Origin of the sequence: Sapientia aquatica, from assembly GCF_004358105.1 — a bacterium.
GTDB classification, from domain to species: domain Bacteria; phylum Pseudomonadota; class Gammaproteobacteria; order Burkholderiales; family Burkholderiaceae_D; genus Solimicrobium; species Solimicrobium aquaticum.
In genome coordinates this window covers 79,535-94,543 of record NZ_SMYL01000001.1, presented here as the reverse complement: position 1 = coordinate 94,543, position 15,009 = coordinate 79,535, and the positions used below count along the sequence as shown (strand labels likewise).

Annotated in this window: 14 protein-coding genes; 8 read left to right on the top strand and 6 right to left on the bottom strand. The window is 47.5% G+C overall.

The annotated features are described in order from the left end of the window. Nucleotides 1-57: 57 nt before the first annotated feature. The 4 genes from E2I14_RS00465 to E2I14_RS00450 all read right to left on the bottom strand — a co-directional run bounded on the left by E2I14_RS00465 (nucleotide 58) and on the right by E2I14_RS00450 (nucleotide 5,150). Nucleotides 58-681, bottom strand: coding sequence for a GIN domain-containing protein (locus E2I14_RS00465; protein ID WP_165967708.1), 624 nt, complete (start codon nucleotides 679-681; stop codon nucleotides 58-60). 162 nt (nucleotides 682-843) lie between these two features. Next, complete coding sequence (locus E2I14_RS00460; protein ID WP_133324363.1) at nucleotides 844-2,154, bottom strand: replication-associated recombination protein A; 1,311 nt, start codon at nucleotides 2,152-2,154, stop codon at nucleotides 844-846. Further along, entirely contained in the window at nucleotides 2,151-2,819 is a 669-nt protein-coding gene (gene lolA / locus E2I14_RS00455; protein WP_133324361.1) for an outer membrane lipoprotein chaperone LolA, read from the bottom strand. Before lolA ends, E2I14_RS00460 begins: the two co-directional genes overlap by 4 nt. A gap of 12 nt (nucleotides 2,820-2,831) precedes the next feature. Then, entirely contained in the window at nucleotides 2,832-5,150 is a 2,319-nt protein-coding gene (locus E2I14_RS00450) for a DNA translocase FtsK (RefSeq protein ID WP_133324359.1), read from the bottom strand. A 255-nt stretch (nucleotides 5,151-5,405) separates the two neighbouring features. On the opposite strand from E2I14_RS00450, the gene trxB reads away from it, so the two are divergent. After that, nucleotides 5,406-6,353 (top strand): thioredoxin-disulfide reductase, encoded by a 948-nt coding sequence (trxB, locus tag E2I14_RS00445; protein WP_133324357.1) that lies wholly within the window; start codon nucleotides 5,406-5,408, stop codon nucleotides 6,351-6,353. A gap of 30 nt (nucleotides 6,354-6,383) precedes the next feature. After that, a complete protein-coding gene (locus E2I14_RS00440; protein ID WP_133324355.1) occupies nucleotides 6,384-7,049 on the top strand; it encodes a Smr/MutS family protein in 666 nt (221 codons plus the stop codon). Between the two features lie 23 nt (nucleotides 7,050-7,072). On the opposite strand, the gene dusA is transcribed toward E2I14_RS00440, so the two are convergent. Beyond that, nucleotides 7,073-8,068: a tRNA dihydrouridine(20/20a) synthase DusA gene (dusA, locus tag E2I14_RS00435; RefSeq protein WP_227544541.1), complete on the bottom strand. Its 996-nt coding sequence runs from the start codon at nucleotides 8,066-8,068 to the stop codon at nucleotides 7,073-7,075. 124 nt (nucleotides 8,069-8,192) lie between these two features. Between dusA and E2I14_RS00430 the strand changes: the two genes are divergently transcribed. The 4 genes from E2I14_RS00430 to E2I14_RS00420 all read left to right on the top strand — a co-directional run bounded on the left by E2I14_RS00430 (nucleotide 8,193) and on the right by E2I14_RS00420 (nucleotide 12,747). After that, nucleotides 8,193-9,209 carry a site-specific integrase gene (locus tag E2I14_RS00430; RefSeq protein WP_133324353.1) on the top strand — a complete coding sequence of 339 codons (1,017 nt, stop codon included), beginning with the start codon at nucleotides 8,193-8,195 and terminating at the stop codon, nucleotides 9,207-9,209. Nucleotides 9,210-9,787: 578 nt separating this feature from the next. Continuing rightward, on the top strand, nucleotides 9,788-10,180 hold the full coding sequence (locus E2I14_RS19940) for a DUF2946 domain-containing protein (protein ID WP_133324351.1): 393 nt from the start codon (nucleotides 9,788-9,790) through the stop codon (nucleotides 10,178-10,180). A gap of 63 nt (nucleotides 10,181-10,243) precedes the next feature. Further along, nucleotides 10,244-10,387: a hypothetical protein gene (locus E2I14_RS19225; protein ID WP_165967707.1), complete on the top strand. Its 144-nt coding sequence runs from the start codon at nucleotides 10,244-10,246 to the stop codon at nucleotides 10,385-10,387. 74 nt (nucleotides 10,388-10,461) lie between these two features. Continuing rightward, complete coding sequence (locus tag E2I14_RS00420; RefSeq protein ID WP_133324349.1) at nucleotides 10,462-12,747, top strand: TonB-dependent receptor; 2,286 nt, start codon at nucleotides 10,462-10,464, stop codon at nucleotides 12,745-12,747. 185 nt (nucleotides 12,748-12,932) lie between these two features. On the opposite strand, the gene E2I14_RS00415 is transcribed toward E2I14_RS00420, so the two are convergent. Beyond that, complete coding sequence (locus tag E2I14_RS00415) at nucleotides 12,933-13,802, bottom strand: FRG domain-containing protein (RefSeq protein ID WP_133324347.1); 870 nt, start codon at nucleotides 13,800-13,802, stop codon at nucleotides 12,933-12,935. 166 nt (nucleotides 13,803-13,968) lie between these two features. Between E2I14_RS00415 and E2I14_RS00410 the strand changes: the two genes are divergently transcribed. Continuing rightward, the gene (locus E2I14_RS00410) at nucleotides 13,969-14,148 is read left to right on the top strand and encodes a type II toxin-antitoxin system HicA family toxin (RefSeq protein ID WP_133324345.1); all 180 of its coding nucleotides are present in this window, start codon (nucleotides 13,969-13,971) and stop codon (nucleotides 14,146-14,148) included. A gap of 117 nt (nucleotides 14,149-14,265) precedes the next feature. Continuing rightward, nucleotides 14,266-14,685 (top strand): type II toxin-antitoxin system HicB family antitoxin, encoded by a 420-nt coding sequence (locus E2I14_RS00405; RefSeq protein ID WP_133324343.1) that lies wholly within the window; start codon nucleotides 14,266-14,268, stop codon nucleotides 14,683-14,685. Nucleotides 14,686-15,009: the final 324 nt, after the last annotated feature.

The window sequence follows — 15,009 nt, the reverse complement described above, 5'->3', positions numbered from 1 at the left end:
GCCAAATTATTAATTGTTAATCAAGCGACGCCATTCAACGCGCCGATTCATCCCCGTTTATTTACCTGGGCTGATACTGCCAATCCCATCGGCCGATTTATTCACCGAACGTGGATTGCCGTAATACGTGACCGAACCGACGCCGCTAACGACTGCGTTAAACCGATTGCTGCAATACACATCCACATTACCCACGCCATCAAAATCCACGTCCGCGTCTTCGGCGATCAATTTTTTGGTATCGATACTGCCAACGCCCTGTCCTTTCAAGCGCAACCATTTGGTTTTGCCGTAGGCTTCCAGATTGCCCACGCCTTCGTAGGCAATATCAATCCGGTCGCCATCGATATTTTTCAAAATCACTTCGCCCACGCCTTTGCCTTTAAACAAGCGTAGGCTCGGCATGGTAATGACAACATTTAATTCATCCACGTTGAAGGACACTTTATTCTTGTTTTCCGGGCCAGAAATAATCAATTGACCATCCACAACTTGTAACGAAAGCTTTTTAATCGACTCGTTATCGCCCTTGATCATGACAGTTTGCGCGCTACCAGCGGTAATTAAGGTTGAAAACACGCCATCGGTTTTAACAGAATTAAATGCGGGAAGCTGAAACGATTGGTCAGCCGATGCAATCGAGCTAAACAGGATTAATGACAGAATAAATAAACGACGCATGACAATCTCCTTTAGGTAGGCAATCTTAGTTTTTGTGAACAATTGCGATAAATTGAGTGTACGCAGAGTTGGATAAACTCGTCGCCACTTTGCGACCAAATGCATAATTTGAGGAATAGATTGCTAAATCTGGCACCGTTTTAACGTCAAAGCGCGCAACCGCTATTTCTTGGATTTCTTCGCATCCGCATCTAATTGGCGCAAATGTGCCAATTTATCGGCGATCTTAATTTCCAATCCCCTTGGCACAGGCTGATACCAACCCGGCTCAGGAATCCCATCTGGCAAATAGGTTTCACCCGCCGCGTAGGCTTCGGGCTCGTCGTGCGCGTACCGATAAGCGTGGCCGTAGCCCAATTCTTTCATTAACTTGGTCGGCGCATTGCGTAAATGCACCGGCACTTCACGCGACTTATCTTGTTTGATGAACGCCATCGCTTGATTAAAGGCGTTATAGCCAGCGTTACTTTTGGCCGCGATGGCTAAATAAATGACCGCCTGACCCAAGGCTAATTCGCCTTCGGGTGAGCCAAGACGCTCGTAGGTTGTGGCGGCATCGTTGGCAATTTGCATGGCGCGTGGATCTGCAATGCCGATGTCTTCCCACGCCATGCGCACAATACGACGCGATAAATATTTAGCGTCCGCACCACCATCCAACATGCGGCACAGCCAATACAATGCGGCGTCAGGATTGGAGCCGCGCACCGATTTGTGTAAGGCCGAAATTTGATCGTAGAAATTGTCCCCGCCTTTATCAAACCGGCGCGCATTTAAGGTCAGCGCGTTTTGAATAAATTGCGGCGTAATGTCTGTTACGTGCGCGGCCTGCGCTGCGCTATTGGTTTGTTCCAACAAATTCAGCAGTCGCCGCGCGTCGCCATCGGCATAACCGACTAAGGTATCCAACGCTGCTGGATCAAAATGCAGATGCGACAAGACCTCTCGCTGCGCTCTGGTGGCTAGCTGATGCTGCTCTTCATCGGACAAGGATTGCAGCACATAGACTTGAGCGCGCGATAGCAAGGCAGAGTTGACTTCAAACGAGGGATTTTCCGTCGTTGCGCCGATAAAGGTAACCAAACCCGATTCCGCATACGGCAGCAAAGCATCTTGTTGCGACTTGTTGAAGCGATGGATTTCATCGACAAATAAAATCGTATGCTTGCCTTGCGACAGATATTGTTCCGCCTGCTCCATCGCCGCGCGTATGTCTTTTACACCAGAAAATACCGCCGACAATGCGATGAACTCGCATTGAAATGCATGGGCTGTGAGTCGCGCCAAGGTAGTCTTCCCCACACCCGGCGGCCCCCACAAAATCATGGAATGCGGCTTGCCCGATTCAAACGCCAAACGCAACGGTTTGCCCTCGCCCAATAAATGCCGCTGGCCGATCACTTGATCCAACGTTTGTGGACGCAGTGCCTCGGCCAGCGGTGGTGTTGGTGCGACTTTAAACAAATCGCTCATCGTGCTTTAGGTTGATCTGGGTTGAACACATCAGCACCAGCAGGCACGGTGAACTTAAATTGATCGGCTTTGAGCGCAGGATTTTTTTCTAAATTTTGCAGCAGAATAATCGTGGTTTGATTAAACGTGTCGCGCAAATCCATCTCGCGCGGCACGCCATCCGCCATGCCGATGCTGATTAACGCGAAGGTGCTGTCTTTGTCCTTAGGCGTAGCTTGCAACCAATCCATGCCATCTTTTTGACCGACGTCTTTGATGGTGAAGTTTTTCTCTAAATCGTTGCTACCAAACAGAATCGCTGCTGGGCTAGAACTCAACGCTGTGCCAAGCGATTTAATTGTCACTTGGTTTAAATCTTTATCGTACATAAACAACTTATCGCCATCGGCTTGCAGCAACAAATAAGGAGTTTGATAGAGCCAAATAAATTTACCAGGACGCGAGAACGAAAACGTGCCGCTGGTTTGTTTGGATAGCTTGGGCTGGCCGTCCACCACTTTGAGTTGACGCTGGATAAAGTCACCTTTGGCTGCGTGTGTGCTGGTGACAAACGCTTTAAATTGTTCGATTCCGCTAGCCTGAACTTGGGCAGCTAACACAGCGCCCGCGAGCATTAAGGCTGCTTTTAATTTCATTTGCTTACCGACTTGATTGCTAATCCACATTATTTTTCCTCTCTACTCAGGTGCCGATGTTGGCACTAAAATTTCTCGATTTCCATTACTCTGCATGGTCGACACTATGCCGCTTTGTTCCATTTGCTCCAGTAATCGCGCGGCGCGGTTGTATCCGATGCGCAAATTACGCTGCACCAGCGAGATTGACGCACGGCGATTTTTCAACACAATGGCCACCGCCGAATCGTACAACTCGTCGGATTCGCTGCCGCTGGCCGCTGGCACGCCATCGAGCGACAACTGAACTCCGTCCTCAGTAGTGCCGCCCTCTAAAATACCGTCAATGTAATTCGGCTCGCCTTTGGTTTTAAGGAATTCCACCACCCGATGTACTTCTTCGTCCGACACAAACGCGCCATGCACCCGCACCGGAAAACCTGATCCGGGCGGCATGTACAACATGTCACCCATACCCAATAACGCTTCAGCGCCCATTTGGTCTAAGATTGTGCGCGAATCAATTTTGCTGCTGACTTGGAATGCAATGCGCGTTGGGATATTGGCTTTGATTAAACCAGTAATAACGTCAACCGATGGACGCTGGGTTGCGAGGATTAAATGCAATCCTGCGGCACGCGCTTTTTGCGCAATCCGAGCAATGAGTTCTTCCACTTTTTTACCGACCACCATCATCAAATCGGCCAACTCGTCGATGATGATGACGATAGTTGGCAATTCTTCCAGCGGCTCGGGCGCGTCGGGCGTTAAGCTAAACGGATTCGGAATATGCTCTTCGCGTTTGGCGGCGTCCAAGATTTTGTTGTTATAGCCAGCTAAATTGCGCACGCCCAACTTGGACATCAAGCGATAACGCCGCTCCATCTCGTTGACCGCCCAATTCAACGCATGACCGGCTTGGCGCATATCGGTGACAACCGGCGCTAATAAATGCGGGATGCCTTCGTAGACCGACATTTCCAACATCTTTGGATCGATCAAAATCATGCGTACTGATTTGGGGTCGGACTTGTACAGCAACGATAACAGTGTCGCGTTAATCCCCACCGATTTACCGGAACCGGTGGTACCCGCGATCAACAAGTGTGGCATTTTGGCTAAATCGGCGACCACCGGATGACCGGCAATGTCTTTGCCCAGCGCGATCGTCAACGACGAAGCACTATCGTTATAGAGTTGCGAGCCGAGGATTTCAGTTAAGCGCACAATTTGCCGTTTCGGGTTCGGCAATTCCAAGCCCATGTAGGTTTTGCCGGGAATCGTTTCGACCACGCGGATCGAGGTAATCGACAAAGAACGCGCCAAATCACGCGCCAAGCCGACAATTTGGCTGCCCTTCACACCCGTTGCTGGGTCGATTTCATAGCGGGTAATGACGGGGCCGGGATAAGCGGCAACGACTTTGACATCGACACCAAAATCCGAGAGCTTTTTCTCGATTAAGCGGCTGGTAAATTCCAGTGTTTCAACGCTCACCGTTTCTTGTACGATCTTGGCTTCATCTAACAAGGCTAAGGGCGGCAAGGAACTGTCGGTTGGGTCGGCAAATAAGGTCGCTTGTTTTTCTTTTTCAACCCGCTCAGAGCGCACCACTGCCACAACTTGCGGTTCAATCCGAATCGGCGCGGCTTCCACATGTTTGGCACGCTCTTGCACTACGACCACTTCGCGCTTGGTAGCAGCTACTTGTCCAACCAAGCGATCCTGGCGCGCGGTATATTTTTTAATCACCCATTCCACGGTTAATTCAATCGCCGTGCCAACTTTTTCGGCCACGGTGAACCACGACATTTGGAACAACACGCTAATCCCTAGGCAAATCAGCACCAATAAAAACAAGGTCGCACCGGTAAAACCAAAGGTCTTAAACGCAGCATTACCAATTAATTCGCCTAACACTCCGCCGGGCGCACGCGGCAAGCGGAAATGGTAGGAATACATGCGCAGATATTCCATGCCCATGCAGCCAGACAGCAACATGGCAAACCCGAGGCCGCGCAGCCAGCCAAAATAGCGTTGCTCGGGCTCCCAGTTTTCCATATTGCCCAATTGGGCATAGGTGCGCACCACGCTAATGCCGAGCAACAAAAACCACAACCAAGCCGATTTTCCAAATACATACAGCATCAAATCCGCGCACCAAGCGCCCAAGCGACCGCCCCAATTCATATAGTGGTCAACTTGATTGGATTGCGACCAAGCCGGGTCAGTGACTGAATAGGTGAGCAAGATCATCGCCAAAAATACGCTAACAGCGACCAACGCCAGCCAACGCGCTTCACTGAGCAAGATCACCATGCGACCGGGCTTGGCGGGGGTTTTATCTTTGTCGGGGTCTCTGGTGTACGCGGCTTTGCTCATAAATCCGTTGGGGAAACGTTGAATTTGGAAAAATATTCTATAATCTCAGGCTTGCATACTATTAATTAATTGCTCTAGCGAAATTTACATTATCTAGGTCACCTTGGACTAGCTTAAATTTGGGCTATATTGAGTTTCACGAGCGATTTTTAGTTAGCTCAATATCTTAACCAGTTTTTAAAAACAAGCAACGCCAAATCGGCGCCAAAACCGGCAATTGCACTCTTATCCTTACATTTCCCACAGGAAAACATCATGTCTAGCAAAAAACACGCTCACGTACTCATTTTAGGTTCCGGTCCAGCAGGTTACAGCGCCGCCGTTTATGCCGCGCGCGCCAATTTAAAACCAGTATTGATTACCGGCGTGGAACAAGGCGGACAATTGATGACGACCACCGATGTCGAAAACTGGCCAGCCGATCCAATGGGCGTGCAAGGCCCAGAATTGATGCAGCGTTTTCAGCAACACGCCGAGCGCTTCAACACCGAAATCATTTTTGACTACATCCACACCGCCAAATTGACCGAAAAGCCGATCCGCTTAATCGGCGATCAAGCCGAATACACCTGCGACGCCTTAATTATCGCCACTGGCGCCTCGGCGCAATATTTAGGTCTGCCATCGGAACAAGCCTTCATGGGCAAAGGCGTATCAGCCTGCGCGACCTGCGATGGTTTCTTTTATCGCGGCAAAGAAGTGGCTGTCATTGGCGGCGGCAATACCGCGGTCGAAGAAGCGCTGTATCTATCCAATATCGCCAGCAAAGTCACCGTCGTGCATCGCCGCGACAAGTTCCGCGCTGAGGCAATTTTGATTGACCGCTTAATGGCGAAAGTCGCCGAAGGCAAAGTCGAGATCAAATGGAATCACACGTTAGATGAAGTCACTGGCGACGCATCCGGCGTAACTGGCATCAACATCAAATCCGCGCACGATGGCACAGTGCAAGCTATCCCATTACACGGCTTGTTTATCGCTATCGGACATAAACCAAACACTTCGATTTTTGACGGCCAACTCGATATGCACAACGGCTATATCAAAACCAAAACTGGCTTAGAAGGCATGGCCACTGCGACGAGTATTCCGGGCGTTTTCGCAGCAGGCGACGTGCAAGATCACGTCTATCGTCAAGCAATCACCAGTGCTGGTACAGGCTGCATGGCGGCGTTGGATGCACAACGTTATTTGGAAGCTTAATTCTCTCTTGCTCACCTACCGGCATCACCCATGAAACGCTCACCAATTAAAGACTTAACTGAATTAAGCAGCCTACGACAACAGTTAAAGGTGCGCGAAGAGCAAGAAAAAATCGCCGAACAGCAGCGCTTACTGCAAGAACGCGCCGCGCAAAAAGAAGCCAATGTATTTAAAAGCCAGCTCGGCGGCGTAACGCCGATCAAGGCACCAGACGTCTACGTCCATCAACGCGCTCCCATCGTCACCAAAGCCACTCCCGTCAAGCCCAAAGACATCACCAGCATGTCGGAGGCCATGCAAGTCATGGAACAATGGTCGGATGAATTTGACGCCAGCCAATGGCAAGAAGACGACGATGAAATGAGCTACAGCGTGGCCGGTAGCAGTCCCGATGTGTTGCGTAAATTGCGTAAAGGCCAGTGGCCAGCGCAGGCTTATCTAGATTTACATGGATTGCAACGCGACCAAGCACGTAGCGCGTTAGCGGATTTTTTACGCCGCTCCAAACACGCTCGGTTACGGAGCGTTTGCGTGATTCATGGCAAAGGCATCAATTCACGCCAGCCAGCGATTTTGCCGAGCAAAGTGCGTAGCTGGTTGTGTCAGTCAGAATGGGTGCAAGCGTTTTGCCAAGCTAATGCAGCCGATGGTGGCGATGGCGCGGTGCATGTACTACTAATCAACGAACGCGAATAAGTCCTAAACTTAATCGGCCCGTCTTAACCTTCTCGAACGCGCTCGGCAGCTTCCAGCAACAACTCAGGTCGTCCAGACGCCAATTGCTTAGAATCAGACAGCATTTGTCGAAACGATCGCGCTCCCGCCAAACCGGTCATTAAGCCAAGCATATGGCGCGTAATGCTATTTAATTTCAAGCCGCGTTCGGCGTATAAATCTAGCTGCGTTTGCACATACGGAATCATGACCGCCAACACATCACGGCGCGATTTGATCGGCGCATTGTCGCCGTAATAACGCGCATCAAATTCCGCCATCACATAAGGATTGTGATAGGCCTCACGTCCCAACATCACGCCATCAACGTGTTGTAAATGCAGGTCAATTTCAGCGCTCGTTTTAATGCCGCCATTGATGATGATTTCTAAATCAGGAAACTCACGTTTAAGGCGATAAGCGTAATCGTATTTAAGCGGTGGAATCTCACGATTTTCTTTCGGGCTTAGTCCTTTTAAGATCGCGTTACGCGCATGCACGATGAAGGTCGAACAACCGGCAGCGGCAATTTCGCCAACAAAATCACGCATAAATTCATACGAATCCACGTCGTTAATGCCGATCCGATGTTTCACCGTCACATCAACATCGACCGCATCGCGCATCGCTTTAACGCAATCCGCCACCAAGGTTGGCTCCGCCATCAAACAAGCCCCAAACGCCCCACGCTGCACGCGCTCTGACGGACAGCCACAATTCAAATTAATCTCGTCGTAACCCCACTGCGCGCCCAACTTAGCGCTCTTGGCCAAATCAGCAGGTTCGCTACCGCCTAATTGCAACGCAATCGGATGCTCAATCCCATCAAAATCCAAATGCCGCGCCACGTCCCCATGCAGCAACGCACCGGTTGTCACCATTTCGGTGTACAGCCAAGTGTGCTTGGTGATATGACGGTGGAATTGCCGACAATGGCGGTCGGTCCAATCCATCATCGGCGCAACAGACAAAGTGCGGGGCTTGTAATTCGTTGAATTCACTACAGTTACCTAGAGAAGCATGCAATTTTAAATAGCCATAAATATAATATTTATTAATAACTTGATGTATAGTTAACTCACTCATTACATCAAAATTACATCAAAATTACATCAAAATTACATCATGGCCTCATTCGTAAAAAGAAGCGGTAGTTGGTATGCGACGGTGCGCAGGAAGGGCTACCCTTCCATCTCAAAGACATTCCCCAACAAGGCACTGGCCCAAGAGTGGGCCCGGGGGATCGAACAGAGTATGGATGCATCGAAATTTTCGGATGCCCGAATTTTATCAGACATCCCACTCAAGGTTCTCATTAGCCGCTACATCGAAGACGTCGGTGGCCAAGATGGTTTCGGCAAAAACAAAAGCGCGACGCTGGTCAGCCTGAGAAGTTATTTAGGAGAAGTTCTCATTGGCAATTTAACATCGGATCGGATAATGGAATTTGTGCAAGATCGGATCAGATTGGGGGCTGGCGGAGTCACTATCGCGATTGACCTCACCTATTTAAAGCAAGTGCTCGATACCGCGAAGTATCTCTGGAAAATTCCAGTCAATCCCGAAGCCGTGTCCGAGGCCAGAATTTTGATGCGATACGCAGGGGTGAATACCCGGAGTAAAGAGCGGAACCGGAGGCCGACTGAGGAAGAATTAACAAAACTATATGCATACTTCGACGCCCCTACGCGCCGAAAAACGATTCCCTACACCGATATAATTAAATTTGCCATTGCCAGCGCAATGCGACTGGGCGAGATCACACGGATCCGCTGGTGCGACCTCAATGAAGCTGAGAGAACAATTCTAATCAGCGACCGCAAGGATCCAAAACAGAAATCTGGCAACGATCAGGTTGTGCCGTTGCTGGGTGAGGCGTTTGATATCGTTATGCGCCAACCGCGCTCATCCGACCGAATTTTTCCCGTGCACGAAAAAACGATCAGCTCCGTTTTCCCACGTGCTTGCCAAGCGCTTGGAATCGACGACTTACGATTTCATGACTTCAGGCATGAAGGTGTTTCGCGTCTATTTGAGCAAGGCTACCGCATCGAGCAAGTAGCACTTGTCTCTGGCCATAAGAGTTGGGAGAACTTGAAACGCTATACGCAGTTAAAAGCGAGGGATTTGCATCGTAATTAAATCAGCCTAACAAAACTAATGTCGAATATAAGTCTTATGTCCAGTATAAATCTCATGTCTAGTACAAGTAATTTGAACTTTATGAGTTTCGCTAAATATTTTTAGTCGTAATTCCCATAGCTCGTAGTAGTATCAAATAGTAAAACTATTTATTAATCAAGACTTGTAGAGTCATTGTTCTTGCAAGAATAATTTGATAGCGATAAGGCGATTAAAGCGCTTTTGCCGAAACAAGGTACAACAAGCGCGGACGTCGGCAATGCCACGGGAAATTAAAATTCCACGCTGCAACTTTGCTTAGATTTGGATTTGGATTCAGTTTAGGCTTTGGTGCTTACTTTATCCGTCCCTTGTGAATCATATGCATCGTTTCGATACTAGCAATAGCAGCTTGCGCTCAATGAAGCTTCTTGAATCCCAACATGGGACAGGTCATTCGCTTATCACATGCTTATAGACTTTCGCACACTCTGTATTAAGTAAGCCACAGCCCACGCGCATTGATTAAAAAAGGGAACAATCGAACGGCGGAGGGGGGAATTTCTTGACCGCTAACATCTCTTTGCTATAATCGGGCCATGACATCCCGTAAACACCTCAACAGAATCACCGCTTGGATGGCGATTTTTGCCATCCTGCTGACCGTTTTGGCTCCGGGAATTTCCAGCGCACTGGAAACTGGGCTGTATACGCAATCCATCTGGAATGAGATATGTAGCGCTAGTGGTTCGAAACTGATTAAAGCTACCGAATCCGACAAATCCGGCAGTTCTGGCTCAGTTCAGTCGTGCTTAGATCATTGTCCGTACTGTTCGCTGCAAACGACCTCCCCAGCGATTCTAGGATTGCCAAGCCCACTGATCCCATTCCTTGACACACGTTTAGTCACTTTTGTATCTACTGGACTTCCTTACTTTCTGTCCGAGCCACGGACATTTGCCCAACCTCGGGCTCCCCCCAGTCACACCTGAATGATGCCGCGCTAATCTGTCTTAATCGACAGGGTTAGTTTCGTTAACACTCAGGGGCCTTTCATGAAATCTCCTCGCAAGCTGGCGACCATCGTCAGCATCTCCTTTTGTTTGCTTTGCTCAGCGATAACTTACATTCGCTTTACTGCGCACGCCCACACGGGTTACGACGCAGTGCAAATCAAGCTACTGCCAGTGAGTAAATAAGCAGTAACTAGATCGCTAACGCTGCCACGGCAGTGTTGGTGCCGCCACATTTGAATTTTAAATAAGAGTTAATAATGAACTTGTTAAAACTAAGCCCTATTGCGGCTTGTGCAATGCTAACGGTGTCGGGCGCATTGGCCCAAACCTCTGGAGAAATTAGTACCGTTGTGGTTACCGGTGTAATCAATAAAACCGGTTCTCAAACCATTACTGACAATGATTTGCTAAGTAAGAAAGCCACTTCCAGCAGTACCGGAGATCTGTTGCAGTCTATTCCAGGTATGTACATCTACAACACCGGAGGGGTCTCGGGTCTTCCGATGGCGCATGGTTTGGGTGATGATCGCATGAAGGTGACCATCGATGGCATGGATCTATTTCCGGCCTGCCCCAATCACATGAACTCGCCCCTATCTTATATTGATCCAACTAAGGTGGATAGCGTAACGGTGTACACCGGAGTTTCTCCAGTCAGTGTCAGCAGCGACAGTCTGGGAGGAGCAGTGATAGTTACGCCACTCAAACCACAGTTTGCCACTGCTGGGGCACTGCTGACAAATGGTGAGATTGGCGCATTTTATCGTAGCAATGGCGATGCTTCTGGTGCAGATGCCAAAGTCACTTTGGCTACCGACCAATTTAGTTTGAGCTATACCGGATCTGGAGCAAAGTCAGGCGACTATTCTGCCGCAGCAAATTTTAAATCAGCTGTCCAGTATGCTGGCGGACAACCTAATGTACCCACATTACCACTAGATGTGGTTGGGTCAACTTTCTATAAAGCGTTTAACCACGAATTGGCCATGGCTTTAATGAGCGGTACTAATCTGCTGGAATTGAAAGTCGGTGTGCAACACATTCCTTATGAGGGATTTGTGAATCAATACATGGATATGCTCAGCAACAAGTCTACCCAAACTAGTTTGCGCTATGAGGGCAAGTTCGATTGGGGAAATTTCGACGCGCAAGTTTATCACCAGAATGTTGATCACTATATGAACTTCGGTGAAGATAGACAATTCTTATACCAAAGCATGGTATCAGGCAAATACACCGTGGCGGGTATGCCGATGAACACGGTGTCTAATACTACAGGAGTCAAAGCCAAGATCAGCAAGCCACTATCGGACAACGCATTGTTGGTGTCCGGCATCGATGTGCTGCAATATCACCTAAATGATTGGTGGCCACCTGCGCCAGATAGTTCAGCACCGGGTGGGGTTGATCCTAGTGGCATGATGGGACCCAATCAGTACCAAAATATTCATAATGGCGAGCGCGACGTTTACAGCGCTTTTGCTGAAATCGAAAACCGTTACTCAGAGAAATTGAGTTCTATTATCGGGATCCGTGCTGAAACGGTTAGAGCGCGCACTGATGCCATTACCAGCGCGTACTGTACCAGCCAGTCGTCGAACTGTATGGTGATGTATTCGGTTCCCTATCCGTACACCACTAATCAAAGTCGACAAGACAACAACTGGAATGCCAGCGCTCTGTTTAATTATTTACCTAGTGCCCAATCATCGTACCAGTTTGGTGTATCCAGAAATGCGAAAGCACCTAATCTCTATCAGCTCTACGCTTGGACATCTAACGAAGGTACTGGATTGAATATGATGACAGCGCCGATGAATAACTTTATTGGCGATGGTAATGGCTACGTGGGTAATCCCAACCTCAAATCTGAAGTGGCCAATAAAGTCAGTCTCGATGCCAACTGGCACGATGCCGATGAGGCCGTTTGGGGCGTCAGATTCAGTCCATACTTTACCTATGTACAAAACTACATCGCAGGACAGTGCGCGCCTCCGTCGATCCTTGGAAACACCAGCGATTGCAAAACAGGTGAATACAATATCCTTGAATATGTCAATCAGAACGCACGAATTTATGGAGCTGATCTATCAAGCAAGGTCCGCCTCGGCGTTAGTCCAACATTCGGCACATTCAGTGTAAGTAACGTCCTTTCCTATGTTCGCGGAAAAAACGAAACAACTGGGGACCATTTGTACAACATGATGCCGCTAAATGTAAAGGTGTCACTCAATGAAAAAATTGCGTTATGGTCAAATACTGTAGAGATACAGTTTGTTGATGCCAAAACAGATATCAGTTCGGTCCAAAATGAAGTCGCTACACCGGGGTATTCATTGCTCAATCTGAAAAGCACATGGTCCGACGAGAAATACAGTATCAGCTTTGGCATCGATAATGCCCTCAACAAGTTCTACTACCAACCGCTTGGTGGTGCCTACATGGGACAAGGAGTAACCATGTTCATCAATGGTAATAATACTGTCAGTGCTGTACCGGGGATGGGACGCAGCTTTTATAGTAGATTGACCGCCAAATTCTGATCACTGTGATCTGGCCGCTCTGAATAAGTCGGCCAGATTTTCTGTAGCTTTGAGCAGCAATTAGCAATGGATACCCAAGAACTAGCTTTACACAGTTTGTGGCACTGTCAATTTCCGCGCTTGTTCTACCTGATTGCGACACAACCCAGAAAACTGCGCAGAAAATCTTGCACCGAGCTGGACTTTTATTTTAATTTATCGTTGAAATTATAGGAGTTGAATTTTTCCAATGCCGCTGATGCTGCGCCATCGTAGCTCGGGAAAATGTTAGCTGCCGAGAAGCCTAGTTTATTACACCTTTCCAAAAGCTCGGCTGCATGTTTTGCAGGCAGAGTAACCTTAGTCAACGCAATAGATTTGCCGGTCAAATTGCTCTCCAAACATTTATCCGGTGCGAATTTGTTCATCGGAGTTCCTATATCATCAACCAGAATAAATGACCCTCGTTGCGCGGCCAGATATTGCGAGACACTACCGGGAACCCGCACGTGCCTAATCCCGTCCATTTTTTCTATCAAATTTAAATTAAGCGCAAAAACACATAATTTTTCATTGTCGGTAACTACGTCCTCATTCAAAACAGAAGCGGCCGCAAAGTATGCAGCCACGTATGAACTACCCGTCCAATCAAGAAGTCTAGTCGGTAGGCCGTGATGCTGAGCGAGCGCAATCAACGGCATTACTATGCGCGGTGGCCAAGTTCCACCTTGGATCATGGATTGCGTTGCTACCAATGACATGGCGCTCCGAAACTCATCCGAATCGTTAGGTAAGCTCATGCCAATCGAATCGCAATAGTACAAAAAATGATCTAATAAATTCCATTCAAAAATCTTTTGCCCCGACTGACCAACAAATACATCAAAGACACCCCTTTTATACTGGTCGATCACTGTCGACCTAAAAACTTTTGGAATTAATTTATGTTCACTATTTCCCTGCCCTCTATACACAAAATTAAACATAGGATCGGAGAATCTCTTGTTGAATGGAGAGATTTGCTCCCAAAATTCTGGAACATCTGGGCAATCAATGGTTTCAATAACGGGATTCATCGAATGTATCAATCCTTCTTTATTAAGTGAATTTTTTAATATGGTCCGCTTGTTTTTCTTCAACTGATTACTCAACTACTAATTTACCCAAAACCAACAACATATTTGTTACATAACACAACAAATATGTTGCATAATTATTTCAAATTAACAAACAAGGAGATTGATGAAGTATAGCGAGTTTCGGAGGTGGTTAGAAAAGCAAGGCGTGATTTTTTCGCCGGGCAAAGGAAGCCACCGAAAGATAACTCTTAATGGCAAAACCTCTGTTTTCCCAGACCACGGGGCAAAAGAAATAGGAACAGGATTGGTAGCAAAAATTAAGAAGGATCTAGGACTTAAATAGGAAAGCCCCGAAAGGGGTTTTCTGAAAAACTCGCTGAATCATAAGTCGTTCTAATTCTGTACACGTGTATAGAAATATAAAGCTACATAGCTTCAATAATTGAGAGAGAAATACATCATGTTAAGTTATCCAGTCACATTAACGCCCGACTCTAACGGTACGTTTTTGGTCGGTTTTCCAGATATTCCCGAAGCAAATTCTGTTGGGGATAATGAAGATGAAGCGCTGTTAAACGCGCTCGATGCGCTTGAAACCGCGATAGAAATATATTTCGATGAGCGTAGACCAGTGCCGACACCTTCAAAAGTAGAAGCAGGTCAGCACTCAGTTGATTTGCCAGCATTAGAGACAAGCAAGGTTTTACTTTGGAATGAAATGCTGTCTCAGCATTTAAGGAAAGCCGATCTAGCCCGAAAATTAAATGTGCATATGCCGCAAATTGATCGACTTTTTGACGTTCGCCACTCTTCTAAAATTGAGTTTGTAGAGTCAGCGGCCCGTGCATTGGGTAAAAGAGTCGAAATCTCACTGGTTTAATAATATTGATATTTGTTGCATGAATTCAATAAAGTCGAATAATATACATTTGCAAATTTACATTTAATCATAGGAAAAAAAATGCCTTCAAATTTTTTCAGTGCAATTAATGGCGACGGTATCTTGGTTACGATCAATGCTCAACAAATCAAATTCATAAGTGATTATTCGGACGGATACACGTATGTTCATTTTAGCGAATCCCATCGACTTATACTCAATGTGAATCAAAAGGAAGTAATTGGACTGATAGAGAATTGCACAGCCAATTAAAAATAAAGGACTCGCTAAATGAGTCCTTTTTAGTGCCTAGATAGTCTAGAT